Source organism: Enterococcus sp. FDAARGOS_375, from assembly GCF_002393265.1.
Classification (GTDB): Bacteria; Bacillota; Bacilli; order Lactobacillales; family Enterococcaceae; genus Enterococcus_D; species Enterococcus_D innesii.
In genome coordinates, this window is sequence record NZ_CP023515.1 from 2,135,003 (window position 1) to 2,160,036 (window position 25,034).

Annotated in this window: 30 protein-coding genes and 5 pseudogenes; 31 read left to right on the forward strand and 4 right to left on the reverse strand. The window is 38.0% G+C overall.

All coding sequences use genetic code 11. The annotated features are described in order from the left end of the window. Positions 1–124 precede the first annotated feature (124 nt). The 8 genes and pseudogenes from CO692_RS11355 to CO692_RS11395 all read left to right on the forward strand — a co-directional run bounded on the left by CO692_RS11355 (position 125) and on the right by CO692_RS11395 (position 6,180). Positions 125–463, forward strand: coding sequence for a hypothetical protein (locus CO692_RS11355; RefSeq protein ID WP_081116777.1), 339 nt, complete (start codon positions 125–127; stop codon positions 461–463). Further along, the gene (gene lgt, locus CO692_RS11360; RefSeq protein ID WP_081132255.1) at positions 448–1,302 is read left to right on the forward strand and encodes a prolipoprotein diacylglyceryl transferase; all 855 of its coding nucleotides are present in this window, start codon (positions 448–450) and stop codon (positions 1,300–1,302) included. The genes CO692_RS11355 and lgt overlap by 16 nt, the downstream gene beginning before the upstream one ends. Before the next feature lie 146 nt (positions 1,303–1,448). Then, on the forward strand, positions 1,449–1,682 hold the full coding sequence (locus CO692_RS11365; protein WP_003125439.1) for a heavy-metal-associated domain-containing protein: 234 nt from the start codon (positions 1,449–1,451) through the stop codon (positions 1,680–1,682). A gap of 319 nt (positions 1,683–2,001) precedes the next feature. Next, on the forward strand, positions 2,002–3,906 hold the full coding sequence (locus tag CO692_RS11375) for a heavy metal translocating P-type ATPase (protein ID WP_005225221.1): 1,905 nt from the start codon (positions 2,002–2,004) through the stop codon (positions 3,904–3,906). 100 nt (positions 3,907–4,006) lie between these two features. Beyond that, positions 4,007–4,618 (forward strand): annotated as a pseudogene (locus CO692_RS11380) (HAD-IC family P-type ATPase); the annotation flags it as partial. A 63-nt stretch (positions 4,619–4,681) separates the two neighbouring features. Beyond that, positions 4,682–4,918, forward strand: coding sequence for a heavy-metal-associated domain-containing protein (locus tag CO692_RS11385; protein WP_005225223.1), 237 nt, complete (start codon positions 4,682–4,684; stop codon positions 4,916–4,918). Between the two features lies 1 nt (position 4,919). Continuing rightward, a complete protein-coding gene (locus CO692_RS11390; RefSeq protein ID WP_005237709.1) occupies positions 4,920–5,471 on the forward strand; it encodes a Dps family protein in 552 nt (183 codons plus the stop codon). Between the two features lie 16 nt (positions 5,472–5,487). Next, positions 5,488–6,180 (forward strand): Crp/Fnr family transcriptional regulator, encoded by a 693-nt coding sequence (locus tag CO692_RS11395; protein ID WP_005225225.1) that lies wholly within the window; start codon positions 5,488–5,490, stop codon positions 6,178–6,180. A 41-nt stretch (positions 6,181–6,221) separates the two neighbouring features. Here CO692_RS11395 and CO692_RS11400 read toward each other — a convergent pair. From CO692_RS11400 to CO692_RS11410, 3 genes and pseudogenes are all read right to left on the reverse strand, one after another. Beyond that, positions 6,222–6,554 (reverse strand): annotated as a pseudogene (locus CO692_RS11400) (transposase); the annotation flags it as partial. 111 nt (positions 6,555–6,665) lie between these two features. Next, complete coding sequence (locus CO692_RS11405; protein ID WP_005237707.1) at positions 6,666–7,286, reverse strand: CadD family cadmium resistance transporter; 621 nt, start codon at positions 7,284–7,286, stop codon at positions 6,666–6,668. Positions 7,287–7,687: 401 nt separating this feature from the next. Continuing rightward, positions 7,688–7,882, reverse strand: coding sequence for a hypothetical protein (locus CO692_RS11410; RefSeq protein WP_005225228.1), 195 nt, complete (start codon positions 7,880–7,882; stop codon positions 7,688–7,690). A 271-nt stretch (positions 7,883–8,153) separates the two neighbouring features. On the opposite strand from CO692_RS11410, the pseudogene CO692_RS18135 reads away from it, so the two are divergent. The 3 genes and pseudogenes from CO692_RS18135 to CO692_RS11430 form a co-directional block, all read left to right on the forward strand. Next, positions 8,154–8,790, forward strand: a pseudogene (locus CO692_RS18135) (transposase); the annotation flags it as partial. A 698-nt stretch (positions 8,791–9,488) separates the two neighbouring features. Beyond that, a complete protein-coding gene (locus CO692_RS17695) occupies positions 9,489–9,926 on the forward strand; it encodes a hypothetical protein (RefSeq protein WP_016612339.1) in 438 nt (145 codons plus the stop codon). Between the two features lie 330 nt (positions 9,927–10,256). Further along, positions 10,257–10,610 (forward strand): nucleotidyltransferase family protein, encoded by a 354-nt coding sequence (locus tag CO692_RS11430; RefSeq protein ID WP_060792970.1) that lies wholly within the window; start codon positions 10,257–10,259, stop codon positions 10,608–10,610. A gap of 573 nt (positions 10,611–11,183) precedes the next feature. Here CO692_RS11430 and CO692_RS17585 read toward each other — a convergent pair. After that, positions 11,184–11,270, reverse strand: coding sequence for a type I toxin-antitoxin system Fst family toxin (locus tag CO692_RS17585; protein ID WP_115224856.1), 87 nt, complete (start codon positions 11,268–11,270; stop codon positions 11,184–11,186). Positions 11,271–11,390: 120 nt separating this feature from the next. Between CO692_RS17585 and CO692_RS18055 the strand changes: the two genes are divergently transcribed. The 20 genes and pseudogenes from CO692_RS18055 (at position 11,391) to CO692_RS11530 (ending at position 24,936) form a co-directional block, all read left to right on the forward strand. Next, complete coding sequence (locus CO692_RS18055; RefSeq protein WP_264291231.1) at positions 11,391–11,513, forward strand: hypothetical protein; 123 nt, start codon at positions 11,391–11,393, stop codon at positions 11,511–11,513. A 421-nt stretch (positions 11,514–11,934) separates the two neighbouring features. Next, entirely contained in the window at positions 11,935–12,144 is a 210-nt protein-coding gene (locus CO692_RS18140) for a hypothetical protein (protein ID WP_226818352.1), read from the forward strand. 191 nt (positions 12,145–12,335) lie between these two features. Then, positions 12,336–12,674 carry a hypothetical protein gene (locus CO692_RS11445; RefSeq protein ID WP_096742286.1) on the forward strand — a complete coding sequence of 113 codons (339 nt, stop codon included), beginning with the start codon at positions 12,336–12,338 and terminating at the stop codon, positions 12,672–12,674. 184 nt (positions 12,675–12,858) lie between these two features. Beyond that, positions 12,859–13,338, forward strand: coding sequence for a transcriptional regulator (locus CO692_RS11450; protein WP_096742287.1), 480 nt, complete (start codon positions 12,859–12,861; stop codon positions 13,336–13,338). Between the two features lie 232 nt (positions 13,339–13,570). Then, a complete protein-coding gene (locus tag CO692_RS11455; protein ID WP_010750032.1) occupies positions 13,571–13,774 on the forward strand; it encodes a hypothetical protein in 204 nt (67 codons plus the stop codon). 351 nt (positions 13,775–14,125) lie between these two features. Beyond that, a complete protein-coding gene (locus CO692_RS18145; protein ID WP_376706903.1) occupies positions 14,126–14,242 on the forward strand; it encodes a DNA cytosine methyltransferase in 117 nt (38 codons plus the stop codon). Further along, a pseudogene (gene dcm, locus CO692_RS17590) lies at positions 14,241–15,404 on the forward strand (DNA (cytosine-5-)-methyltransferase); the annotation flags it as partial. The gene CO692_RS18145 and the pseudogene dcm, both read left to right, overlap by 2 nt. Positions 15,405–15,718: 314 nt before the next feature. Further along, positions 15,719–15,922 (forward strand): hypothetical protein, encoded by a 204-nt coding sequence (locus CO692_RS11465; RefSeq protein WP_010748125.1) that lies wholly within the window; start codon positions 15,719–15,721, stop codon positions 15,920–15,922. Positions 15,923–15,966: 44 nt separating this feature from the next. Beyond that, a complete protein-coding gene (locus tag CO692_RS11470) occupies positions 15,967–16,296 on the forward strand; it encodes a hypothetical protein (RefSeq protein WP_010748126.1) in 330 nt (109 codons plus the stop codon). 92 nt (positions 16,297–16,388) lie between these two features. Continuing rightward, a complete protein-coding gene (locus tag CO692_RS11475; protein ID WP_010748127.1) occupies positions 16,389–16,568 on the forward strand; it encodes a hypothetical protein in 180 nt (59 codons plus the stop codon). Between the two features lie 113 nt (positions 16,569–16,681). Then, positions 16,682–17,344: pseudogene (locus CO692_RS11480) on the forward strand (DUF2786 domain-containing protein). Between the two features lie 27 nt (positions 17,345–17,371). Then, positions 17,372–17,617, forward strand: coding sequence for a hypothetical protein (locus CO692_RS17955; RefSeq protein ID WP_096742288.1), 246 nt, complete (start codon positions 17,372–17,374; stop codon positions 17,615–17,617). After that, positions 17,574–17,906, forward strand: coding sequence for a hypothetical protein (locus CO692_RS11490; protein ID WP_226818121.1), 333 nt, complete (start codon positions 17,574–17,576; stop codon positions 17,904–17,906). Before CO692_RS17955 ends, CO692_RS11490 begins: the two co-directional genes overlap by 44 nt. Before the next feature lie 303 nt (positions 17,907–18,209). Then, complete coding sequence (locus CO692_RS11495; RefSeq protein ID WP_034695559.1) at positions 18,210–18,602, forward strand: hypothetical protein; 393 nt, start codon at positions 18,210–18,212, stop codon at positions 18,600–18,602. A gap of 656 nt (positions 18,603–19,258) precedes the next feature. Further along, a complete protein-coding gene (locus CO692_RS11505; RefSeq protein ID WP_080646975.1) occupies positions 19,259–19,396 on the forward strand; it encodes a teichoic acid D-Ala incorporation-associated protein DltX in 138 nt (45 codons plus the stop codon). An 11-nt stretch (positions 19,397–19,407) separates the two neighbouring features. Then, positions 19,408–20,925, forward strand: coding sequence for a D-alanine--poly(phosphoribitol) ligase subunit DltA (gene dltA, locus CO692_RS11510; RefSeq protein ID WP_096742289.1), 1,518 nt, complete (start codon positions 19,408–19,410; stop codon positions 20,923–20,925). Further along, complete coding sequence (dltB, locus tag CO692_RS11515; RefSeq protein WP_005237703.1) at positions 20,922–22,121, forward strand: D-alanyl-lipoteichoic acid biosynthesis protein DltB; 1,200 nt, start codon at positions 20,922–20,924, stop codon at positions 22,119–22,121. The genes dltA and dltB overlap by 4 nt, the downstream gene beginning before the upstream one ends. Positions 22,122–22,135: 14 nt before the next feature. Beyond that, positions 22,136–22,378 carry a D-alanine--poly(phosphoribitol) ligase subunit DltC gene (gene dltC, locus CO692_RS11520; RefSeq protein WP_010748144.1) on the forward strand — a complete coding sequence of 81 codons (243 nt, stop codon included), beginning with the start codon at positions 22,136–22,138 and terminating at the stop codon, positions 22,376–22,378. Continuing rightward, positions 22,375–23,649 carry a D-alanyl-lipoteichoic acid biosynthesis protein DltD gene (gene dltD, locus CO692_RS11525; RefSeq protein ID WP_096742290.1) on the forward strand — a complete coding sequence of 425 codons (1,275 nt, stop codon included), beginning with the start codon at positions 22,375–22,377 and terminating at the stop codon, positions 23,647–23,649. The genes dltC and dltD overlap by 4 nt, the downstream gene beginning before the upstream one ends. Before the next feature lie 45 nt (positions 23,650–23,694). Continuing rightward, positions 23,695–24,936: a serine hydrolase domain-containing protein gene (locus CO692_RS11530; RefSeq protein ID WP_005237700.1), complete on the forward strand. Its 1,242-nt coding sequence runs from the start codon at positions 23,695–23,697 to the stop codon at positions 24,934–24,936. Positions 24,937–25,034: the final 98 nt, after the last annotated feature.

Consider the following 25,034-nt stretch of genomic DNA (forward strand, 5'->3'; position numbering starts at 1 on the left):
GACAGAACGACCTTCATTCATTGGAAAAATAAAAGCACAAACATGATAACCCTCAAGTTTTTTTGTTTTATTTTTCTTTAAGATAGGGTTGTCGAACAAAACGTAAAAATAAGTAGGGGTGAATGTGCATTATTTTTGGGTGATAGTTGCCATCACGTTGTCAGCAGCGGGTGCATTCTTTGTCGTCCCTTTCACCAAGAACACGATTGGCGGCGAAGCAAAAACGTCTAACGTTGTTGAGGCAGATAGGTTAGCTATGGAAAAAGAAGAGGAAGTTGTAAAAGGAGCCGGCGTAATCGGACACGGAAAAGTGGCGTATTACGAAGCGAGTGACCAGGGAGATAAAAGTGTATTCACTGTTTGGTTTCCATGGAGCTTAGCCGGAATCTTGTTCAGCATCACCATGACTAGAATGACGCGAAAAGTTGAAGAAATGGAGCAAATAGAATGGAATTCGTATTAGGCGTTTTGAATCCCCATGCGGTGGAGATTGGTTCTGTTGTGATTCATTGGTATGGAGTCATTATTGCAGCGGGCATATTAGCGGCTCTCCAGTTGAGCACCAAGGAAGCAAAGAAAAAAGGACTGGAAGAGGATACCATTATCGATATGGCCTTATGGGCAATTCCGATTGGACTCCTCGGCGCTCGGCTTTATTATGTGTTATTTGAACTTGGTTATTATCTGCAAAATCCAGGACAAATCCTTGCGATTTGGAATGGCGGCATTGCGATTTATGGGGGATTGATTGCAGGAGGGGGTACGCTATATTGGTATGCAAAGAAAAAAGGTACTTCTTTGGCACTCGTTCTTGATATTTTAGCGCCCAATGTATTGTTAGCCCAGTCCATTGGTCGTTGGGGCAATTTTATGAATCAGGAAGCTCATGGTGGACCGGTTACTCGTCAATTCTTGGAAAATCTTTATTTACCTGAATTTATCATTGAACAAATGAATATCAATGGTACCTACTACCATCCGACTTTTTTATACGAGTCATTGTGGAGTTTGTTGGGCTTTGTCCTCATCGTCACTATACGGAACCGAAAACAGCTTTTGCGTCAAGGAGAAGTCGCTTTGAGTTACGTTTTGTGGTACTCAGTGGGTCGGTTCTTCATTGAAGGTATGCGAACGGACAGTTTATGGATTGGCGAGTGGATCCGCGTTTCGCAAGCCTTGTCTCTGGCCCTGTTTATTGGCGCGATTGTAGTATGGTTTATACGCAGACAAGACTATCCACCAATTTATTATTATTCTGATGGCAATAAGGGGCAGAAAAAGACTATTAAGATGGTGAATTGAGCAAAAAGATAAAAAGAAGTGCAAAACTTGATATGCGTCAATTTTCGTTTGCTAAAAGTGAGCTATACTACAGTTGTAAAGAGGAAAAGGCAGTGTTCATTAATCTGCTGCGGATAAAATAAAAACACATAAAGGAGATAGGAATTATGGAAAAAGCTATATTGCAATTAGAAACGTTGTCTTGTCCAAGTTGTATGCAAAAAATTGAAGGTGCCTTGAAATCAGTTAACGGTATTGATAAAGACAGCATTAAAGTATTATTCAACTCCAGCAAAGTCAAAACCAATTTTGATTCAGCTGTCACTTCGATTGAAGAGATTCAAAAAGCTATCGAAAACGTAGGCTATCCGGTCCTTAAAGCAAAAGTCAAGGCCGCTTAACAGATTAAATGAACTAGGCAATTCTGGAAGAAAAGCTATTTTTCCGGGATTGCTTTTTTGTTGCAATCCGATTCGAGGTGCTTAGAAACGATAAAAGAGAACTTTCTAAACTTGATAGCCGTAAATTTTTATTCGATAAAAAGAGGGTATCGTTATAACTGTAAAGAGGAATAAGTGTCATTGAGGCTGTTAGATCAAAAAAATAGTGAGAAGGGACACGTATTTTTTCAAAACTTGATGTCAGTCAATTAATTACTTAGGCAATTATCTTATACTGTGTTTATCAATAAAAGAGAAATTAAATTTGGAGGGAAAAAGCATGCAACAATATATATTAAGCAAGAAAAATGTTATCACCGTCATCAGTGGATTGTTAATCGCACTCGGTTTCTTCAGTCACTTTGTTTTAGAAAACGTAGGACTTTCAGAGTGGTCTTTGATCATCGCCTCTGTCTTTGGGATTACGCCAATTGCCATTCAAGCGTTTCAAGCAATGAAAGTCAAAGTCATCAGTATTGATGTCTTAGTCAGTATTGCAGCGATTGGTGCGCTTTTTATTCAAAATTATGAAGAATCGGCTATTGTCACGTTCTTATTCTTATTCGGACACTACTTGGAACAACGAACATTGAACCAAACGCGATCTGCTATCAAAGAATTGACTGAAATGGCACCCGAAAGCGCCTTGAAACAAATGGATAATGGCGAATTTGAAGAAGTAGAAGTGGATGATGTAGATGAAGGGGATATCTTGCTCGTTAAAACGGGTGCGAAAGTTCCAGTGGATGGCACAGTCCTTACGGGCGAAGGGCATATCAATGAAGCTAGCATTACAGGGGAAGCTGTTCCGGTCAACAAGCTAGCTGATGCAGAAGTTTTTGCAGGAACCATTTTAGAAAACGGAACGATTCAAATCAGAGCTGACCGAGTTGGTGAGGACACCACATTTGGAAAAATTATTGAACTCGTGGAAGAAGCACAAGATTCTAAATCCGAAGCGGAACGGTTCATTGATCGCTTTTCTAAATACTACACACCAGCTGTCTTGGTTCTGGCAATTGTTGTATGGGCGTTCAGTCAAAATATTGAGTTAGCAATCACCATCTTGGTTCTAGGTTGCCCAGGCGCATTAGTTATCGGAGTGCCTGTCTCAAACGTTGCCGGTATCGGGAATGGTGCTCGTAACGGTGTTCTTTTAAAAGGGAGTGAAGTCATTCAAGACTTCAGCAATGTGGATACAATTGTATTTGATAAGACAGGTACTTTAACTGTCGGAAACCCAACCGTTGCAGCGACTGAACTGTATGAAAAAGATTCTGCTGAAACGCTTGGCTATCTGGCCAGTGTGGAACGGGAATCAGATCATCCATTAGCAAAAGCGGTCTTAAATCAAATTGGAGAAACAAATTTTTATCCTGTTGAAGGAACTGAAGTCGTGAAAGGCGGCGGAATCGTTTCAAGTGTAGCTGGACATAGAGTGGCTGTTGGGAATGTGGCCTTGATGGAAAAAGAAAATGTCACTCTCAGCAAAAAAGTGCAAAAAGATGTCAAACGGTTTGAACAACAAGGGAACTCTCTCGTTTTGACAGCGGTCGACGGTGAATTAAAAGTACTGATGGGCATTCGCGATCAAGTCCGTCCGGGTGTGAAAGCTAATTTGCAGGAATTAAAAGACTTGGGCGTGAAAAATCTAGTCGTTCTTTCAGGAGATAACCAAGGAACCGTTGATGTGGTCGCCGGCGAACTTGGTTTGACCGAAGCTCACGGCCACATGTTGCCGGAAGACAAATCGGCTTATATCGGAAAACTTCAACAACGTGGTCAAATTGTAGCCTTTGTTGGAGATGGCGTTAACGATAGTCCGTCCTTAGCTTTAGCAGACATTGGAATCGCAATGGGAAGCGGAACGGACGTAGCGATTGAAACATCCGATGTCGTTTTAATGAACTCGAACTTCAGCAACTTGCCTCACGCATTAGGATTAGTAAAAGCCACCGCAAATAATATGAAACAAAATATCGTGATTTCAATTGGAGTAGTGTTGGTCTTGTTGACCAGCGTCTTCTTCAGCGAATGGATGAATATGTCTATCGGAATGTTGGTTCATGAAGGTAGTATCTTGGTGGTAATTTTCAATGGCATGAGATTAATGAAGTATAAGTTGAAAGGTCGAAAAGAACAAAAAGAAGTATCAGCACCTGCAGAGAAAGTAAAAATATCTTAAGAATAAATTAGAAGAGGCTGAGACAATAGTCCATCCTTGAAATGACAAAAGCGGAAACTCAGATTTTTAAATCTGGGATTTTCCGCTTTTTTGAGTTCTTGAAAAAAAAAAGAAGAGTATTGTATTAACGGCAGTTGATCGTAAGTTAATTATTTTAATGGGAATCCGTGACCAAGTTCGAGCAGGTGTTAAACAAGACCTACAAAAATTAAAATCACTTGGTGTTAAAAATCTCACTGTATTATCAGGGGATAATCAAGGCACAGTTAATTTAGTTAAAAAGGAGCTAGGATTAACCGAGGCTCATGGCGATATGTTACCTGAGGACAAGCAAGCGTTTCTAAAAGAAAGACAGTCTACTGGTGAAATTATTGCTTTTATTGGTGATGGTGTGAACGATAGCCCTTCTCTAGCTACTGCAGAAGTAGGGATTGCTATGGGAAATGGGACAGATGTGGCTATTGAAAGTTCAGATATTGTTCTAATGAATCCCAATTTTAATCGTCTCCCCCATGCTTTCGGTTTAGCTAAAGGGACATATGCGAATATGAGACAAAATATTCTAATTGCTGTTGGTGTGGTGATAATATTATTGGTTAGTTTAATATTTAGTGAATGGATGTCTATGTCGATAGGTATGTTAGTTCATGAGGCAAGTATTTTAGTAGTTATTTTAAATGCAATGAGATTAAGAAGATATCAATTAAGATAATTGATCTATGTCAATTATCTTAAAAGAAATGTCCTGTATAATTTATTTAAAGTAGTGATAGATATGACTAAAGCAACATTAAAATTAGAAACATTAACTTGTCCATCGTGTTTACAAAAAATTGAAAGTGGTTTAAAACAGACAGCTGGTGTAGAAAAAGATTCTGTAAAAGTACTGTTCAATGCAAGTAAGGTAAAAGTAGATTTTGATGAAGAACAAGTCAATTTGAGTACAATTGAAAGAGCTATTGAAAACCTAGGATATTCAGTTATTAGTTCAAAAGTAAAGGAAGGTGTATAAAATGACAACAGCAAATGAAAGACAAGAAAAATTAGCTGCTGAAAAAGCATATAAAGAACACATTCATCATACTAAGATTAATGCTGTAGCTGTCACAGATCATATACTTGCTAATATCCATACCTTACATGTAAAATTACATCAATATCATTGGTATGTGAAAGGCACAAATTTCTATTCATTACATAGTGTTTTTGAGAATTTATACAATGAGAATGAGACATGGTTTGATAAGATTGCAGAACGTTTACTAGCTTCAGGATTTAAGCCAGCTTCAACAACTACTGAATTTCAGGAATTTACAATAATTTCTGAAGATCCGTCTGAAAAATATTATTCTGCTGAAGAAATGGTCATACAGTTAGTAGAAGATTTTAGGACTAATCGTGAATTTACCGTTCGTGCAATGCGTTTAGCACAAGAAGAAGCAGATGATGCATTAGAAGATTTACTAATTAGTTATAAAGATTACTTAGATATAAATATTTGGCAACTTCAAGCCTTTGTTAACAAGGATGCGTTAGAAGATGATGACTATATAGATAACGATTAATTAGGAGGAAAGCTGTATGGCACACCATCACCACCATAGTCATATAGATTGTATACGTTTAGTTCCGATTTTTAATCACCTAAATGAAGAACAAATGAGTTTAATTGCGCAATCAGCGCAAGAAGTACATTATGCAAAGAATGCGTTGTTATTTGGAAATGGTGATAAAGATGACACACTTTATATTATAAATAATGGGCGTGTACGTGTTTATAACTTAAATGAATCTGGTCGTGAACAAACTGTACGCATATTAAATCCTGGTGATTTTATGGGAGAAGTGGCTATTTTTCAAACTGAAAGTTACCATTCTAATTATGCTGAAGCAATATCAGAAGTGAGCATATGTAGAATTCATAAAAAGGATATGGATGACTATTTAGGCGCTTACCCAGAAATTATGAGAAGAATACTATCAGATGTTACGAAACGTTTACAGGTATCAGAAAAGCAAACGATGCAGGTTGGTATGGAGCAAGTAGAGTCTCGTATTATTGATTTTCTATCAGAATACGTTGAAGATGAAGAAAACCATACTTATGTGACTTTACCAATGTCGAAAAAAGATCTAGCCTCGTACTTGGGTACAACCCCAGAAACAATAAGTCGTAAGTTCTCATCATTGGAAGAGAGAGGTTTAATTAAACAGCATACTCAAAAATATGTTGAGATATTTGATTTAGATAAGTTATTATTTGCATCAAGTTAAGTTAAATGGTTCTGTGTCAAATAGTATTGGTCAGCAACACTATTTTTACCAAATGTTGAAAAATGAGGAACAGGATCTTCTAAACTCAAACCTAAAAACCAGCGATAAGCGATATTCACTTCTATTTCTTTTATTGTTTGTCTCATACTTTTAATACTAAATAGATATTGAATCATTGGTAATTTAATTAGAAGAATAGGATCCAAGCTAGGACGTCCTTGGATTTCATCGTATTTCTCTTTAACCAATTCATAAATAAAGGAGAAATCAATACATTGATCTATTTGCCGCAATAAATGGTCCTGTGGGACCAAGTCTTCAAGAGAAAAGAAACCGATTTGTGCGCGTTTACTCATATCTTGTTTTGAGAGCATCTGGATACACCTCCAATTGATACTCTTATTTTAACGGATAAAAAAAGACAAAGCACTAAAAACTAGTACTTTGTCTACAGTCTGAAAGCCCCATTTAAGGGGCTTTTTTATCTATAAAATAAAGTTCAGAAAAGTCTCAATCGTGCCACTTTCATACATGATGTATAGTCCAAGTGGAATGAATACTAAGGGCACAATGATTCGCTCGTATTTTTCAATTGTCTCGGATATTAACGGAATAGAAGATAGCACCCGACTAAGCTCGCAAAAGATAATTATGCCGATTGCAAACACAAGCAACGCCACGAGGGTCTGTGACCAATCTAACGAAGCAAAATAAGGTATATAGATACCTAAATTATCTCCGCCAGACGCAATTGTCAGCAATGTGACTGTCCAAAACAGTTGATTTGCCTTGCTTTGTTCTAATCTTTCAATAATTTCTTCCTCTTCTTCTTCCTCACCTTCTCCAACAATTGCAAAGCGAATCCCTAAATAGATAGGGATTAAACCAAGCAATCCAACCATCCATGCTTCAGGCACGAAATTGACGACATAAGCAGCAACTAAACTCGCCCCTACAAGTAAGCCAGTTCCTAGATATTGCCCCGCATAAATATGCCATTTCTGTTTATTCTGTGATAGCTGTGCAAATAAAATAATTAAAATAATTAAATAATCGATACTGGTGGAAATATAAACACCAATAGCAGATATGATTGTCTGTCCCATAAAAAAACCTCCAGTATTAGTCAGTAATAAATCAGCAGATTTTAGGAGAGCACAGACACATTAATTTAGCTATCGCTAATGGGTAATGTCGAACGTAGGAAAGCATTTTACTCCTCCTCAAAACGTAGTTACAAAGTAATTTCTAACTGGAATTCGGTGACTACTTCCTTGTAAAGTATAACCCACTATACTTTACAAGGTAAAGTGTGGGCTCTCCGAGGGGTCTTGCAGACGGCTCTGTCGGCTCTTTTGAGCCGAGTATCAGCGCACCCTTATGGTGGCATTTAGCTGATACCTGTTTGACGTTTTGCTACTCTACCTTTTCGGTAGGTATGCAAACCTCAAACCAAAATAAAAACCCCCTTCGACTTTCGTCAGGGGGCTTTTATATTTAAGTGCATTTAATTTTGAAGATTACCCTCAAAATATAGACCAAAAACATCGACATTATTATTAATGGTTTGATGAAAACGAGTGATATTTTTGAACGTAAATTCATCACTATGATTTTCAAAGTATCTTCTTAACTGAATAATATTTTTTAAATCATTATCTGCAACAACAGTTAATAATTCATCTTTAAATTTACCAGTCATCTCTCAAAAATCTCCTAGCTATTTTTCTTCTTTAACCACATACCGTCAATCATCTTGTTGATTGCTAAAGTATTATTATTAATTGCCACGTCAAACAATTCATCTGATTTTTGAATACAAATCATTAAAATGGTAATTATGATATTGATTTTTGGGATTCTTTTCCAGCTGGAATGGACGAGTTAGCGAAAATTTTTAGAATGGTTGTCATGGGTGAAGATACCGTAAAAGGAATTGCATTAACTATGGAAATATTGCGGATGCTGCGACTATAGCTAAAGAAGCCTTAGAGGCGTTCTGTGACTTACTACAAGAAGAAGGAAAAGGTTGCTTTAAAGATCCAGAAAAAATTGCCAAATCATTCAACGTGCAATTACCATGAGTTATCGTTTAGGTAGACTTGCACAAGAATCCATCAATGTCGTTCTAAGTGTTCTTGTACGTGAAATTCGTGCGCTTGAAAAGAACATCAAAGACTTGGAAAAGCAATCAAGCAATTATTTGTCGGCATTCGAGAATATCAATATTTGCCCGGTGTTCCAGGTATTGGAAAGGTGTACTCCACTTAATTAATCGTTGAAATCGGTCAAATTGAACGATTGGAAAATCAAACAAAATTGGCAAAATATGCAGGCTTATATTCGAAAGTCAAACAATCTGGTAACTGTCAGTCATAAAATACACCTCTGACAAAACAAGGGAATCGCTATTTTGGATACTACTTAGTTAAAGCTACCAACTCTATAAAAAAGTATCTTCCTGAATATAAAGTTTTTTATCAAAGCAAATGTAAAGAGGTCCCAAATATAAACACAAACGAGCAATCGTCTTAAGTTACGCGTCTTGTGGATACGCTACTACGTAACCATCGACTCTACGCGTTGCCAAGGAGAGTAATAGGTAAATAACATTCTGTTATTGACGCAAACCCTTGAAATCCCCTGTAAAAAATTTGATTTTAGACGGAGCTAGTTAAGTGCGCTTCAAAACAGGTTACACAATAAAAATATTTTCAATCTTCAACTTGACTTATTACCATTAGATTTATTGACAAGAGCCTTTAAAATATATCTATTTTCGGTTTTTTATATTCAACAAGAAAAGACAAGATTCTCGAAGTACTGGAAGATTCTCGTCTTTTCTTTCATTTCATTGTTATTTAAGAGTTATCGTTACGATAATTTTGTCCATTTATTTTCTTAAAATCACAACTAAATTTTATCATAAAAAAAATGATTCCTATAAGTTAGACTAAGAATCTAACTTTTGGGGATCGGTTCAAAAAGTCTAGTTTCTTTATTAATTCATGAAATTATCAAATTCTAAAAATTCATTATATCCGAGAATGATTGAGGAAGAGAACAAATCTCTTGTCGAAGAAATAAAAAATGCACGAGAAAAAATTGCTTCTTTCACTGAAGAAAAAGAATATCAAGTCGGAGAGTAGTTAGCAAAAACGTAAGATTCAATCACCACTTTGGAGAATACGATTGAATCATTTAAAGGGAACATTTCAGATAATCAAACCAAAATTTCTGATATCGAAAAGACGATTCAGTTGATTGAATCGAAAATTGACGAACTCAAAAAAGGTGTGTGAGATAACATGTCAAAGAAACGAATTCCGGTATTTTTAGACACGGAACATGAAGATGCTTTGAAAGAATTAAAAACCTATCTGCCCGTTGACGAGGATATTAAAGATAGTCCGATGATTCGATATGCGCTGCTTGAATTACTTAATCGGGTGAGAAAAGAAATAAATTTCGAAAAAAAAGTATTGGATTCTTTGTCTTTATTAGAGATTATGACCAATGCAAAATTGGAGCAAGATCATACCAAAATACAAGACCTTTTTTCTTCTGATGTTTATCAAGAAGCAGTCACAATGAGTAAGAAAGTTGTTCGAAATAAGAACTATCGCTTTAAAAACAGGAAGGACGAATCAAAGAAAGAAGAAAAGAAAAAGGTCAAATCTGTTCAAGAAGATGTCAAAAAAGAACGTGATTTTAATGATATTGTTTCCCAATATTTACCAAAATAATTGAGGGTTGATGGTGGCACCTAGGTGGCACTTTTTACAAAAAGTACCACCTAGGTGCCATCGGTAGTGGTATCTGGGTGCCACTAAAAAAGCCGCAATGATATCACTTTGAAATCTCTTAAAACCCAATAGGCACAGCCTATTTTCCACCTTCTAACTAGAAGGTGGGGGTATCTACCTTATGCTCTTTCCCTTTTTTTGATCTAAAAGAAGCAATCGATTTACCTGTTCCTTCCCTTTTTTATCAATATTTTTTCCTAAACGGTGAGTATAATTGTCGCTTTTCATTTTTATTTTAATATTCAAATTGAAGACAAGGAGTTCGGTTATTTGATTTATACAATTAGTGACATTCAAAAATTATGTACACCAATATTTTTAGAATGGAAAATAAAAAAAGCTTTTCTGTTTGGGTCATACGCTCGAAACGAAGCAACAGAAACCAGTGATTTAGATATTTTAATCGACGGTGAAGGGTCTTTGCTCCAAAATATATTTGATGTGATTCGGTTAAAAAGTAAATTAAGTAGCGCATTAAAAAAAGAGATCGACCTTATTACACTACGTGCAATCAACGCAGAAACAAACCAAAAAAGAAACCCACTTCTCAAAGAAAATATAGAAGCAGATTGTGTAATGATTTATGATTTTAAAACGAGCGACTCATTTAAAGTAAAGGGTTGAAGCGCAGATACCATTGATCAATTTTTACAAAACTTTTGATTAGTTAGAGAGAAAAAACTTTGCAAAATAGTTTACTTTCGTTATGATAAAAAAGAGAAATGGCGTACAGCGTTTGCTGTGCAGACGCTGTAGGATTTTTGCGCTAGCAAAAAATCCTTGTAGCCTTTCTGGTGTCACTTCAGCTTGCTGTGCGAGCTGAAGTGACCGTGAACCCCCATTTACTAATAGGGGGGTTAGGAAACAACTTCCTACATGTAACGAGGTCAGTAAAACGTTAGTGCTGCATGGGATTGGTCAATTTTAAGGTAGGTCACATTTTCGACCATAGAAAGTTGAAAATGTGACCTACCTTTTCGATATCAATTTCCAAATAATTTCAGAACGAAAAAATGACTGGTACTGATTGCTGCATTTTGATTTTTTCAAAATTTCTTGCTATAATAAATGTGCGAAGCGATATTAAAGAACAAGCATGTTTACACCAAAAAACCCTCCTACTGCGAATAGGAGGGCTTTTTTTGCGCTGTTGCGACTCCAGCGTTGGGGCCAGAAGGCAACTGCTTCGACTATCGGCTAATCGTCTAGCCAGCGATCAACTAGTAAGAGTACTAGACCCACGAATAGTGGAGCGATAATCAGCGATATTAAAGTTTCTAGCATATTTACACCCCCTCACGGGGCAGTTGCCATTAACGAGTATAACATGAACAATTCAAGTGATCAGTTGTTTCTTTATTTCCTATTGCCTTTATAATAATCCATAAAAGAGGAGTTGATCTTGTGCACGGTGAAGAGGATTCTCGGCTAACCTATGAACTTTCCCGCTACTTGACCAATACAGAATGGGATCGAATCGAGCGAACCAAAAAATTTATGAAAGGATCAAGAGTGAGGAAGAACTGAACCGACTCGGTAAATCCACAAAAATCCCTTTCGACCATTTACTGCTGATCATGCAAGGTGAGATCATAGCGGACGACTATACACTAAAATTACTAGAATAAAACATGTAGTTTTCTTACTGCATGTTCCTCTACTTTGATTGCTGCATTCAATCGGTTTCGCTTGGCAAAGCGAATTCATGTATACTAAAAGAAAAACAAACGAGGTGGCACCCTTGTGACAACGGACAGATAACCAAAACAAATGTTGACAGTAAAAGAACTTGCTGAACTTTTTGGTATCAGCAGACAAGCTATGAGGAAACATGCTGACAACCTAGAACCAACGTACCTTGCCAAAAACAGCCAAGGTATAAGACAGTTCTGTGGTCGGGAGTGTTGCACCTTGCTGACAAGCTAGGACGTGGCTAGGACGCGCTGAGTTGCTTGAAGCGTTCGAAATTCCTGACGTAGCAAGCTCTGACAGTATAGAAACGAAGTTGTTTGCACAGTTGCAACAAAAGGACGCACAAATTGAGCAGCTGCAGTCGTTATTAGCCCAACAACAAAAACTTCTTGATCAGCAACAACAACTAACTTTGCAAGCGAACAAACAAATACTGCTTCTGACGTCGCAGGAACACTTCTCATAAGATTTAAACAAAGAATCCAACAATGATACCAAAAATTTTAAAACGTCTCAAAGTGGTTATGAGACCCCCTCAGAACATAAGGGGAAATTTACTCCTGAAAATGAAGTCGTGCGACTGAAACAAGAAAGACAGAAGAAGTGGTGGCACTTTTTCCGTGAAACCTAAGATAGCGTTGAAAGGATGAATTGTGTATGTCGTTTTCAGCTTATGTTGACAGCTATCCGATTACTGCGTATATCGTGGGGCACCTTGGTTTGTCGGTGAGTGATTTTTGTCGGCGGTATGAATTTGATCCCACGATCGTCAGCGGCTGGCAGACAGCGAATCGTTCCGTTTTCTCCTTGCCTGCTGACTTTGTGGAATGCCTGGCTATTACGTCCGACAAAACAGCGGATCAAGTCCGCTGCATTTTACGCTTGTTAGAAAAGCAACATTTCGCTTATCTTGCGACGAGTCCAGCTTGGAACATAACACTGTTCCAACTCGTCCCCCCGATTTCTTCAAAAAAGATCCAAAGAGAAGAAGCTTGATTTACCGACGTTTTAGGCTCTCAACATAGCTAGACCAATTGAAAATCACAAAGAACGCCCGTCAATCGTTGCCATTTTGAGAAACAAAGACGAAAAAAGACCTGGAAACTCCAGGTCTTTTTGATATAAAATTCAGGTTCAAACAACAACTGTTTGTATCACCTATCATGAAAAGAGGAATAATGTGCGATTATTTGATGTTCACCAATTTGAATTACCTGAAAAAGAGGTGATCGATTGGGAAAAAACCAAAGGAGAGATCGGATCGATGCTCTCTAGTTATCTTGTTCCAAGAGAAAGGATGGGATTGACGAGAATGCCGCCGATCCATTCAACGTATTCGCTCTTAGACCAAGATATACCAGAAATCAAACACTCCAGCTTTGTTCAAGAAAATCAGCAGTTCAAACAAGAGTTTCTTTATTTTCACCACTTGTTTTCTTTGGGTCTGACGGCTATTAGCCATCCATATAAACCAGAAATCACCGATCGGAGACGAAAGATCTTTTTGATGCGTTTTGTTTACGGATTATCAATCAATCACGTGAGTGATCGGATCCATTATCAGAAAAATGTGATCGTCGATGATTCTCAATCAGGCTTACTGCAGTTTGCGAACGCTTTGTCTATTTTGGCTTTAAAAGAACAAGAGATCTCTGCCTGATCCTGGTATTTTTTTCTATCGATCACTTCGGGTTGTGTCAGCAACACTGTTTCTGAAGGAGCGGTGGTGGTGGCTGGAGCGACTGAAGGAACAAGCATTTCACTCGGATTTAGACATAAAAAAAACGCTAAAAGCCTTGATAAATCTAGGTTTTTAGCGTGAGTTATGGTATAATATGAGTACAGTAAAGTTTGTGACGGTGGCGCTTTTTTTGAAAGTGAGGTGGTGCATTATGAATGTACTATCGAAATCTGAAGAAAGGAGTAGCCTTTTGCAAGATGTGGATATAATCGGCATTTTGTTAGCAATAGCGCCTGTTTTATTAGCCTTCATTGGTTTAATCGAAGCATGTGTGAAACTAGCAGATACGATTATAAACACTCGTTCTTCTAAGCGTAAAAGCAAGAAGAAACGAAAAAAGAGTGCAAAAAAATAACCGTCAACTTTAGCAGGGTTACGGTTATTTTTAACTAATTGATCCGCCGCCGTCTTAAACGGTGCTGTAGGGGAGTTGTTAGCGCAACTCCTCTTTACATAGTAATTATAGCAAGATTTCAGTGAAATATCAACCTTTTGCTCTACAGACGTGCCTTGCACGTCTATTTTTTTTGCCCTCCTAAGTGGTGGAGGCGGCTGGAACGTGGAGGGCGAAAAAGATCGCTTTTATTTCTTAAAAAAGGTCTAAGTACCACCGTTGTTTCGAAATTTAACCATCCATTTTCTCGGTATTCTTAATCCATCAGGTACTTGAAATACCTTTCATGCACATGAAGAAACTGAGTGAACAATGGAAAATGGTACAACAGAAAATAAAGGCACCTTTTTAGATCTTTTTTCAGGAATCGGAGGATTTCGTTTAGGGATGGAACAAGCTGGCTACCGATGTGTTGGGTATTGTGGCTGATACTAGAGGAACTCTTTTTTTTGAGATTGCACGCTTCGCACATATTTTGCGACCTAGCATTTTATTCCTTGAAAACGTCAAAGGACTCCTCAACCATGAACGAGGGGCTACGTTTGAGACGATCCTCCGAACCCTGGATGAGCTGGGGTATGACGTGGTGTGGCAAGTGTTTAACAGCAAAGAGTTTGTCGCCCAAAACAGAGAGCGTGTATTTATTATCGGACATCTTAGAGGAGCAGGTACCAAAAAGATTTTTCCTCTCACAAGAGAAGAAGGATCAGCTGATCAAAAATCAGGAAGGATCCATTTAGCTGGAACGACACATGCAGCGAATGATTTAAGTCGATTTACATGAGAAAGAACGTACTATACGGACGGTCTGATGGGGACTTTGACAGCAACGGAATACAAAACACCGAAACAAATCGTTGTTGGCAACGTCAATCCAAGCGGTGGCGGAATGAATGGCCAAGTGTATGACGCTTCAGGACTTAGTCCTACGATCACCACAAACAAAGGAGAAGGAAATAAAATTGCGATCCCGATCCTAACGCCAGATAAAGCTACTATTCGTCAAAACGGCCGTAGAATGAAGGAAAATGAAGCGCCGATGTTTACCTTAACCACACAAGATCGTCACGGAATTATCGTGGCAGGGTCGATCGATGGTTCTTATCGATCAGCTGCAGCAATCCATTCCGTAGAAGGGTTATGCCCTACACTTACCACCATGAGTGGTGGCGGTCACGAACCCAAAATACTGGTGAAAGAAGCCACGAAAAAAGGCTATACTGCAGCACTACCAGGCGATAGTATCAATTTCGCTTATCCTAAATCTACAAAACGTCGGGGACGTGTGGGAAATCAGCAAGCAAATACCGTCGTTACAGGTGATCAGCAAGCCGTAGTAACCGATGATTTTCAGATTCGGAAACTAACACCACTTGAATGTTGGCGACTGCAGTCGTTTCCTGATTGGGCCTTTTTGGCAGCGAAATTCGGTAATAGGCAGATCGCTGAAGAAATAATCAGTAACGGGCTTGATCACTATAACTGCAGATACGATCAAATAACTTCGGACAGCCAGCTGTACAAACAAGCTGGAAATTCGGTTACTGTATCAGTCATTTATTTTATAGCAAAACACTTCCAAATTGGTTAAAATCATCTTTTTTGACCATTAAAATCAAAAAAAAGCAATAATAGATTGCCACTATCGGTATACCGTGGTATAATAAATACAACGGTATACCGATATATTTAATTTTTAGAAAGGATCTATAACTATCTGAAGATCCGGTATACGGATAAAAAAGGGAGGGATCACTACTGCAAAATAAAAAAAGCACTTATTCTGAGTGGGTCAGAACAAGCGCAAGTAACAAAACCGTGCAGGGAATGCTACTACTCAAAATATACCATAATTGTGAGTAGTGGCAAGTTTTAATTGTCATACTCCTTTCAGGAGGAAAAAAGATGTACGCAGATAAAGATAAGATAGAATGGTTGCTTTTTGAAAGTGGAAAATCATTGTATGAAATTCAAAAAAAATCAGGAGTTGCCGCAACAACTGTTGCAGATCTTGCTCATAAAAGGTCTTCTATAGAAAGAATGCGATTTGATAATGCCGCCAAGCTTACAAAACTTGCGGATCAATTAAAAGAAGAAGCCACTGAATAATCAGAGCTTGATAATGCAACTCCTTATCTCTAGGAGGAAAAATAATGAATGCCGTTTTAAATAAAAAAAAATGTACTGTGATATTTGATCACTATGAAGATAATAACAATGTAGCGATTCAACTGACTAAGAAAAGAAGAGGTCAGTCTGAAGAAGAGCTGGTTGCCACGGCCACGGTGAACACGAGTATCGGGATCAGACAGGATTACGTCGCAATCAAAGGGTGGTCTGAAAATACGGGCATTGAAAAGGTGCTGATAGAAGCTGGTGTCATTTGTGAGGAAGCTGTAGGGGCAATTCCTTGTGGCATGGCTGTTGCAAAAGTCTTTCCCCTTACAGAAGAAGCAAAGGAAGTCATGAAAAACAATCAGTAGAAAAGAATCGGTTCAAAGCTGCGGCGAGTGTGATTTACGCTCGCTGCGTCTTTTATCAAATCTACGATCGTTTCAATGAAGGAGAGCGAGTTATGGCTATTGCAAAAGGAAATACACGTCTTCCTGTAACGCTTAATGAAAAGAGGAAGCAGGGACTGAAGCACTTGAATACTAAGTACAAAAAAAGTGAATCGAAATTAATGTGTATCGCTTTAGATATGTTGCTTGAGCAAGAAAAAGCGGGATTTGAAATTCCTGCGCTCAGAAAGTGACCGCACTTTATTTTCTATTTCATTGAAGTGCTATCACTTTTACTCATTACTTTTATCAGTGAAACCGTTATCCAATACGTGGTAAACTAAAATCAGACAAAAGGTGAGATCCAATGGATGAAAAAGCCAAAAAGAAAATCGTAAAATTATTAGCTCTTGCAAATGATGCCAATGACGAAGAGTCGATGTCAGCCTTGGCAAAAGCACAAGAGTTGATGCTTCAGCATAATATCGATGAATCAGACGTTTTTCATTATAAGCAAGAACAAAAGTCATAAGCAGTGATCAATACGGTGATTTATGAAGGCCGGCCACAAAAATGGCTTTACCGATTAGCGAGGATCATTGCTAAAAATTTTCGTGTCCGGTATTACTATGTGTCCGGAAAACCGATTGAACTTCACTTTGTTGGGATCGTGTCCGATGTACAAATTGCTCAAATCACGTTTGAGTATGCTCGTGGTAGTGCCAGCTACTGTGTAAGGCAGTTTCTTCAGTTGCCTGATATCAGACGAAAATACAAACGGAAATGGCAGTTAAAACAAGACTATTTGGAAGGATACTTGAAAGGTTTGTCGCAAACATTTCGAAAACAAGTGCTGACAAACGGCTATGAATTGGCTTTGCAAGTACCTGAAGTGGTTCAGGCTGAAGTCGAAAAAATTGGACTGGTACCTGGTAAAGATACCTCTCACACCGTGAGGGATCGGGAAGCATTTTACTCCGGTTATGCAGAAGGTGTCCGTTTTAAGGATAAGGATCGATTAGGTGCTTAATCGTATGTTGAAAGGGGACTTATAAAGATGGCTGAAGAAAGACAATGTTACGGTGGGCAATGGAAAGTACCAATAACGCCCTACAATCGACGCTTATACTGGCCGCCTAGCTGGATCAAATGTGATTGCGGTGAGTTAGCAAAACAAGTTCGTGTCAGGAAAGGCGACTTTTTTTATCTTAATGGTCAATATTTATGTAAAGCGTGTCAACGGGAGTATCGGAAGGTCGATGGAAGAGATCACTTTATCCTGGTTAAACCAAATGAAGAATGATGTAGGTGGTAAACTAATTTCTCTTGAAGATAGAAGAGAAAAGGCTTGGACAGTGATCGTTTTCAACCATTTTTCTAAGGAACTGATGGGCTTTTTAAGCAACGCTGCGACGGTTGAGAATTTGCAATTTACGCAAAGAAAAGAAGAGTTAGGTATTTTTAAGGAGAACGAAGCAAAGGCAATCCTTGATTCCATACATGCGTTAAAAAATGAAGAGGATGTGAATTGTTCTTCTGACGGCAGTAGTAATGATTTTGTTAAAGAAAAGAAAATGAAATATTTTGATTAAAAAGAGTGTCCAGAAAATGCTAGTTTCTGGACACTCTTTTTAGATACTATAATTTATATGTATCACTCTATTTTTGTGTTCATAGACTCGTAACTAAATCATTGTTCAATTGAAATTTAGATTTATGAGTATTAGGACAAATCTTGGATGTGGTCAGAAACTTAAAAGTTTTTGATCCTTTTTTAATTGCCCATTTTATAGATTCTCAAGCAGCTCAATTAATTAGGTCAGAAATGTTTTATTTAGAGAGTAACAGAGTATAATGTTACGATACTAGTGCTTAGTGGGTGTATTGTTTTTTTTATGGTAGTTCTGCTTGGTGGATTAGGAGCTTACATAGAAAATAAATACAAAAATGAAAGGAATGAAATTGAGCAAAAATTGTTAAGTTTAGAAAGTTCAGGATCTATTGGAAAAGTCATTGATAGCTTTTCAGATGACTTAGGATTTTTATCAAAAAGTTTAAATTATCAAAGGGTATCTTCGATTAACCAGTTATTGCTAAAGTTAAATGAACAAATACATAGCTTTAAGAAAAAGTATCCCAGAGAAAAGTTGAAAACAGATCAATTTGAAGCAATAAGTAAACAATGTAATATTATTCAACAAAAACTAATTGTACAAAATTCAGTAAATGAAATCTTTCAATCCCCCCTCCGGCTATTAATGGTTCAACTGTTCGGAAAGATATTGTGATAGAATACAATGTTGATATTAAAACAATAGATTCTATAAATATAGACATATTTGAAGAAGATAATTGGAAACGAGTGATAAAAGGTTTATTAAGAGAAGTAAAATATCAAATAAAATTAATTAATCATACAGAGGAAGTTATAAATGATTGCTATAGCGGAGATAAAGTAAAGCAGAACATATCGAAAAAAAATATGAAGAAATAAATAAATTGGTTAATAAAATTAAGCGTTTGTCTGATAAAGTAGTTTTGAAAGAGAAACTTAAGGAAATTGAGAGAAATATTGAATTAAGTAATTAAAAAATTTTAACCTTTGTAAAAAAAATCGCAAACTGTGTTTTTTCAATTCGATTTTATTATGGAAAATCCATAAGATCTTAATATAATTGAGATTTTTCATATAATTTATATTGATTAATTAATCACATGAAGCGATTCGTTTGATGTAAGTAATAGAAACAAAATATTCAATTTTTCATAGACCAGATACATTATATATTAATAGGATAACCATAACCTTATTAAGTTTAAATAACATAGAATAATCTTACCAAATTGTAAGGATTATAGTCTACAAATCAATGTCTCGTATTATTGAATTATATTAAAATGGTTCCAGAATATTATCATGAGGTGAAATTTTGTGAAAAAATTTATGAATAATAGACCTGAGAGTCATGTACTTACTTTTGTGTGGAAAACTATTTTATATTTTTTTGTTATCGTTATGATAATTTATCTTTATCACTATAAAAACGTGCAAGGTGGCACCTTTATCTATAATGAATTTTAGGAGGAATGTTCATGAACGTGGTGAATATTGTGCAAGCCATTGAAGAGTGGGCAAAAAAAGATTCAGAGAGGATTGCCTACCGGGAAGATCACCAAGTATATACTTATGGACAATTAGCAGCTCGATCCAATCAATTAGCTGCCTATTTCGAGGAAACGTTGGAAACTCGCGGACCGATTGTTGTTTATGGCGAGTTAGAATTTGACATGCTGACAGCTTTTTTGGCAGCTTCCAAAACTGGTCGGGCATATATCCCCATTGAAAGTACCACACCAAAAGAGCGTGTTGAATTGATCCTTTCTGTGGCTACACCAGATTTGATCATTAGTGTAGCTGACTGGCAAGGTCCGGAAACAATGATTCCAATGCTAGAAATAAATCAATTGGAAAAAATTTATCAAAGCGGGCGCAATTTAGGTAACGCAAAAACGCTCGGAAAAGATGATATTTATTACATCATCTTTACATCAGGAACGACCGGCATCCCTAAGGGAGTCCAGATTAGTCACGGGAATTTATTGAGTTTCGTGCAATGGACATTGAAAGATTTTTCCTTACGCGACGGGATGTATTATTTGGCGCAGGCACCGTATTCCTTTGATCTCTCTGTCATGGGGGTGTACCCAGCATTAACTTCTGGCGGCTGCTTGGTACCTTTAAAAAAGGTTGTCATTAATGACTTCAAAACATTATTTGCGATTTTGCCGCAATTGGCTATCAATGTTTGGATCTCGACACCTTCATTTATGAAACTATGTTTGATGGAAGAGACCTTTGACGGGATGCACGTTCCTCAGTTGGAGCGTTTCTTATTCTGTGGGGAAGAACTACCGAAAAAAACCGCTCAAGAGCTACTGGAACGTTTTCCGAATGCAAAAATCTACAATACTTATGGACCTACTGAAGCGACTGTTGCCGTATCCGGCGTGCAAATCACTGAAGAATTACTGGAGCAATATGATCGGGTGCCAATTGGGTATGTGAAAGAAGATTCGACGGTTTTCTTTATGGAAGAAGATCAACTAGTTCCTAAAGGGCAAGTAGGTGAGATTATCATTAGTGGTCCTAGCGTTTCAAAAGGATATCTGAACAATCCCGAAAAAACAAAAGAGGCATTTTTTGTCCATGAAGGGCAACCAGCGTATCGAACCGGCGATAGCGGCAGAATGACGGAAGATGGTTTGTTGCATTATGAAGGGCGTCTTGATTTTCAAGTGAAGTTCCATGGGTATCGAATGGAACTAGAAGAGATTGACCATCATTTAAGCAATAGTTCGTGGGTCAAACAAGCCGTCGTAGTCCCTAAATATCAAGAAAAGAAAGTGGAACAGTTGATTGCTTATGTCGTTCCCGAAACGCACCCCTTCGAGAAAGAGTTTCAACTGACAAAAGCCATCAAATCTTCACTGAGTGAAACGGTGATGGAGTATATGATCCCGCAGCGATTTATCTATGTTGAGCATCTGCCCCATACGGCAAATGGCAAAATCGACCGCAAACGGCTGACAAATGAGGTGAATCCTTCATGAACCTGCAGCATATGATTCCTTATGCAAATCCCACCTATTTCATTTGGCTAATGGTAGGATTGCTTCCGATGATGCTTGTGCTGCTGTTCAAACAAAAGCGTTGGCAATGGTATCAAACGTTACTCACACTAGCGGTATTGTACGTAAGTTTTGGTGGTGAATATTGGCAGCAGGGTCTGGCGCTGATCGGGTACGTCGTGTATCAGACATTACTCGTCTATGGCTATTATCAGCATCGTCAACGAGCAAATACTTCAGGCGTCTTTTATGGTGCAGTGGTAGCAGCGATCTTACCATTGGCATTGAGTAAAGTCACCCCTTTCTTTGTTGGGCATGCCTCACTGATTTATTTCTTGGGCATCTCTTATCTGACCTTCAAATCGGTGCAAATGATCATGGAGATACGGGATGGCCTGATCAAAGAATACCATCCTTGGCGTTATATCCAGTTTTTACTATACTTTCCAACGATTTCTTCGGGACCGATCGATCGTTATCGTCGCTTTGAGAAAGATCTGCTGAATCCACCGACAAAAGAAGTGTATCTCGACTATTTAAACAAAGGAGTCGCCAAAATAATGCTAGGGCTCCTGTATAAGTTCATTCTTGGTTATTATCTCGGTCAAGTATTACTACCGATCGTGACCAAAGAAGCCCTGCAAAATGGACTGTTCTCTTGGGGAATGCTAGGGTATATGTATGTCTATAGTATGTATCTGTTCTTTGATTTTGCTGGTTATAGTTTATTTGCAATTGGTATCAGCAACTTCATGGGTTATGATACACCAGCTAACTTCAATAAACCTTTTCTGGCGCCCAATATCAAAGAATTCTGGAATCGTTGGCACATGAGTCTGTCTTTTTGGTTCCGAGACTACGTATACATGCGATTGATGTTCACCCTGATCAAAAAGAAAGTTTTCAAAAGTCGTATAGTAGCATCTAATGTCGGTTATTTCGCCCTGTTTCTATTAATGGGCATTTGGCACGGTCTTACCTGGTATTACATTTTATACGGGGTATATCATGCGACACTGATTTGCGGAAATGATGCGTGGATCCGTTGGAAGAAAAAACAAGGAAATCTACCTTCGAACAAACTAACCAAAGCGGTGTCCACTGTATTGACCTTCCAAGCAGTTTGCTTTAGTTTCCTGATTTTCTCAGGAATCTTAGACAAATTATTCGTTAAATAAAAGGAGAAAAGAATATGACAACCAAAGAAGCAGTATTAGACATTTTAGTATCAGTTACAGGAAGTGACGAAGTAAAAGAAAACGAAACAATCGATCTTTTTGATGGAGGATTATTAGATTCATTAGGATCTGTTCAATTGCTGGTTGAACTAGAAGGGCGGTTAGGAATTGAGTTTCCTGTATCAGAATTTGACCGGGCAGAGTGGAATACACCAGCAAAAATCATTGAGAAAGTCGACACGCTGCAAAGCCGATGATGAAAAAACGACTATTCACGGCTTTTGGACCGCTTCTTTGTGCGGTGATTCTTGTCGGGGGACTCTTCCTTGGCCCTTGGAAGATCAATAGCCACGATCCGAAAGTCATCGCTCAAGCGGCGACGGCAATGAATGATGCGGTGTTTCGTGGGGATCATATCAAAAATGAGGCAATAGCAACAGGAAAATATGTCCCATTTTTTGGCTCATCCGAACTAAACCGTGTGAGTGTCACACATCCTTCCGTATTGGTGCAGAAATATCACCGTTCTTATACGCCATTTTTGATTGGTGCACCTGGCACCCAGTCGCTGACCCAGTACGCCATCATTCAATCAATGGCGAAAGAATTAGCAGGGAAAAAAGCAGTCTTCATCGTTTCCCCTCAATGGTTCGTTCCTAAAGGGTTGAAAGGAGACTATTTCAACCATCATTATTCCGAACAGCATGTGTACGATTGGCTCTCTTCGTTAAAGAAAATCTCTGACACCGATCAATACTATGCCGAACGTCTCTTAGACTATTCGAAAGTGAGAGAAAATCGCTTGACGGAACAAGTCTTGAATGAAGTGAAATCCGGTAAGATACCAACTGATTGGCAGAAAAAACAGATTGATCTGCAACGATCTATTTTGAAACGGGAAGATGAGCTTTTTAGTGGTCTTGGGTTGGGGCATAACTTGACTGACAAAATCACTGCTGCTGCAAAGAAATTACCTTCTACCTATAATCTCGCTCAAATAGAACAAGTAGCCGATAATGAAGGAAAAGCAGAAACGACTAATAATTCTTTAGGGATCAAGAATTCTTTTTACCAACATAATCTGCAAAGCCGCATAGATAAAATGAAAGGCTCTCAAAAGAAATGGGATTATCGTTTTGGACCAGAATATAGTGACTTTCAACTAGTACTGACAGAATTTGCTCGCAACAATGTGGATGTCTTATTTGTGATTCCGCCTATCAATCAGAAGTGGATGGATTATACTGGCTTACCGCAAGAGGTGTTGACTGGTTTTGACAAAAAGATCCGCTACCAGTTAAGAAGTCAAGGCTTTATGAATATCGCTGATTTATCAACGAAAGGCAATCAACCCTATTTTATGGAAGATACGATTCACTTAGGCTGGCGTGGCTGGCTAGCAGCAGATGAATACATTCAGCCATTCTTGGATTCTAAGGGCAAAGAGAAACCATCTTATGAAATCAACCATTATTTCCTATCCAAAAATTGGCAGCAAGAAGCACCAAAAGATATTCAGGGGGAATGAAAAAGGAGGACTGTTGGAGAATAGAAATGCTGGAGGCTTTATTCAATGAGTAGACATACGAAAAAACATGCAAAAAGAAACGTTCATAAACTAGTGCTTGGGATTGATATCCTTGTGATTATTTGTGGTCTCATTGGCCTCTACTACTTGTTTTTACCAACGGAACCAACGGATGCTTCTGATCATTTCAGTGAGCAAGTTGTACATTCCAGTACTGCCAGCAGCTACTCTTCCAAAAATGAGCAGCCCGCATCCAACAAGAAACAGGACTTGTTGGATGCGGGAAACTATGACAATCTCATTAGTAATCAAGAAGTCATCACACCTGAAGGAGCTATCTACGATCAGAAAATTATTTCCAGTGGCTTTATCGGAAGTGCATTGGTTGTAAAAAATGGGAAAGTCCTGCTGCATAAAGGGTACGGATATGCGGACAAGGCAGCTGATATTAAAAATACTCCGACAACATTATTCAATATTGGCTCGATACAAAAAGGTCTAACAGCTGTCTTGATTATGCGAGCAGTTAGGGACGGGAAATTATCCTTGACAGATACGTTAGCCCGCTTTTATCCCTATATTCCTGGTGCTGCTAATATTACGATTCAGCAAATGCTGCAGATGGCTTCCGGACTCAAGCTTTCAGAAAATCCCCAAGGACTGGAAGACGTGCAACAGATCCTCGACTGGGATGCTGCACATGCTGTCTTATCCGGAACCCAAGGAACATTCAAATACAGTCCCATCAACTACAATTTACTAGCAGGCATTTTGACAAAAGTAACAGGAAAAAGTTATGATATGCTGTTAACGGATTATTTTATCAATAAGAATGGGTTGAAACACTCTTTCTTATATAAAGTTTTTTTGCAGCAGGATCATCCTACGGTCAATTACAAAACGGATGGTGAAACAGATCCTTATGGGAACCCTAACGATATTTCCTCAGCTAACTTGGCAGCTGAGGTAGGAACTGGAAATCTCTATATGTCAGTTGGCGATTTGTATCGCTATTATGATTTATTATTGAATGGGAAACTGTTAGATAAAGCTTCGCTGGAGCAAATGTGGCAACCAGCCGCTGGCGGATTCTATGCAGCAGGTTTTTATGACAAAGGGACTTATTTCCGTGCTCATGGTGGTAAAGGAGGATTCGAATCGTTTGGGTTGTTTTCTAAAGATAATAAAACTAGTGTGATTCTGCTCTCTAATCGTGGACGTAAAAGCGACACGGAATTAATGAATCAACTGTATCATCCGCTTTCAAATATTGATGTCTCTTTTTAATCAAATTATATGAGGAAATCAATTATGATATATGCTTGATTTCCTTTGTCTAAATATTATAATTCTGTTGATAGGACTCATTTTTATGATATCGCAGA

Bases quoted from the DNA above. Each gene is read 5' to 3' on its own strand.
- lgt (WP_081132255.1), top strand. From the start codon at position 448: ATGGAATTCGTATTAGGCGTTTTGAATCCCCATGCGGTGGAGATTGGT.
- CO692_RS11365 (WP_003125439.1), top strand. From the start codon at position 1,449: ATGGAAAAAGCTATATTGCAATTAGAAACGTTGTCTTGTCCAAGTTGT.
- CO692_RS11375 (WP_005225221.1), top strand. From the start codon at position 2,002: ATGCAACAATATATATTAAGCAAGAAAAATGTTATCACCGTCATCAGT.
- CO692_RS11385 (WP_005225223.1), top strand. From the start codon at position 4,682: ATGACTAAAGCAACATTAAAATTAGAAACATTAACTTGTCCATCGTGT.
- CO692_RS11390 (WP_005237709.1), top strand. From the start codon at position 4,920: ATGACAACAGCAAATGAAAGACAAGAAAAATTAGCTGCTGAAAAAGCA.
- CO692_RS11395 (WP_005225225.1), top strand. From the start codon at position 5,488: ATGGCACACCATCACCACCATAGTCATATAGATTGTATACGTTTAGTT.
- CO692_RS11405 (WP_005237707.1), bottom strand. From the start codon at position 7,286: ATGGGACAGACAATCATATCTGCTATTGGTGTTTATATTTCCACCAGT.
- CO692_RS11410 (WP_005225228.1), bottom strand. From the start codon at position 7,882: ATGACTGGTAAATTTAAAGATGAATTATTAACTGTTGTTGCAGATAAT.
- CO692_RS17695 (WP_016612339.1), top strand. From the start codon at position 9,489: ATGTCAAAGAAACGAATTCCGGTATTTTTAGACACGGAACATGAAGAT.
- CO692_RS17585 (WP_115224856.1), bottom strand. From the start codon at position 11,270: ATGCTAGAAACTTTAATATCGCTGATTATCGCTCCACTATTCGTGGGT.
- CO692_RS11445 (WP_096742286.1), top strand. From the start codon at position 12,336: ATGTCGTTTTCAGCTTATGTTGACAGCTATCCGATTACTGCGTATATC.
- CO692_RS11455 (WP_010750032.1), top strand. From the start codon at position 13,571: ATGAATGTACTATCGAAATCTGAAGAAAGGAGTAGCCTTTTGCAAGAT.
- CO692_RS18145 (WP_376706903.1), top strand. From the start codon at position 14,126: ATGGAAAATGGTACAACAGAAAATAAAGGCACCTTTTTAGATCTTTTT.
- CO692_RS11465 (WP_010748125.1), top strand. From the start codon at position 15,719: ATGTACGCAGATAAAGATAAGATAGAATGGTTGCTTTTTGAAAGTGGA.
- CO692_RS11470 (WP_010748126.1), top strand. From the start codon at position 15,967: ATGAATGCCGTTTTAAATAAAAAAAAATGTACTGTGATATTTGATCAC.
- CO692_RS11475 (WP_010748127.1), top strand. From the start codon at position 16,389: ATGGCTATTGCAAAAGGAAATACACGTCTTCCTGTAACGCTTAATGAA.
- CO692_RS17955 (WP_096742288.1), top strand. From the start codon at position 17,372: ATGGCTGAAGAAAGACAATGTTACGGTGGGCAATGGAAAGTACCAATA.
- CO692_RS11490 (WP_226818121.1), top strand. From the start codon at position 17,574: ATGGAAGAGATCACTTTATCCTGGTTAAACCAAATGAAGAATGATGTA.
- CO692_RS11495 (WP_034695559.1), top strand. From the start codon at position 18,210: ATGGTAGTTCTGCTTGGTGGATTAGGAGCTTACATAGAAAATAAATAC.
- CO692_RS11505 (WP_080646975.1), top strand. From the start codon at position 19,259: ATGAATAATAGACCTGAGAGTCATGTACTTACTTTTGTGTGGAAAACT.
- dltA (WP_096742289.1), top strand. From the start codon at position 19,408: ATGAACGTGGTGAATATTGTGCAAGCCATTGAAGAGTGGGCAAAAAAA.
- dltB (WP_005237703.1), top strand. From the start codon at position 20,922: ATGAACCTGCAGCATATGATTCCTTATGCAAATCCCACCTATTTCATT.
- dltC (WP_010748144.1), top strand. From the start codon at position 22,136: ATGACAACCAAAGAAGCAGTATTAGACATTTTAGTATCAGTTACAGGA.
- dltD (WP_096742290.1), top strand. From the start codon at position 22,375: ATGATGAAAAAACGACTATTCACGGCTTTTGGACCGCTTCTTTGTGCG.
- CO692_RS11530 (WP_005237700.1), top strand. From the start codon at position 23,695: ATGAGTAGACATACGAAAAAACATGCAAAAAGAAACGTTCATAAACTA.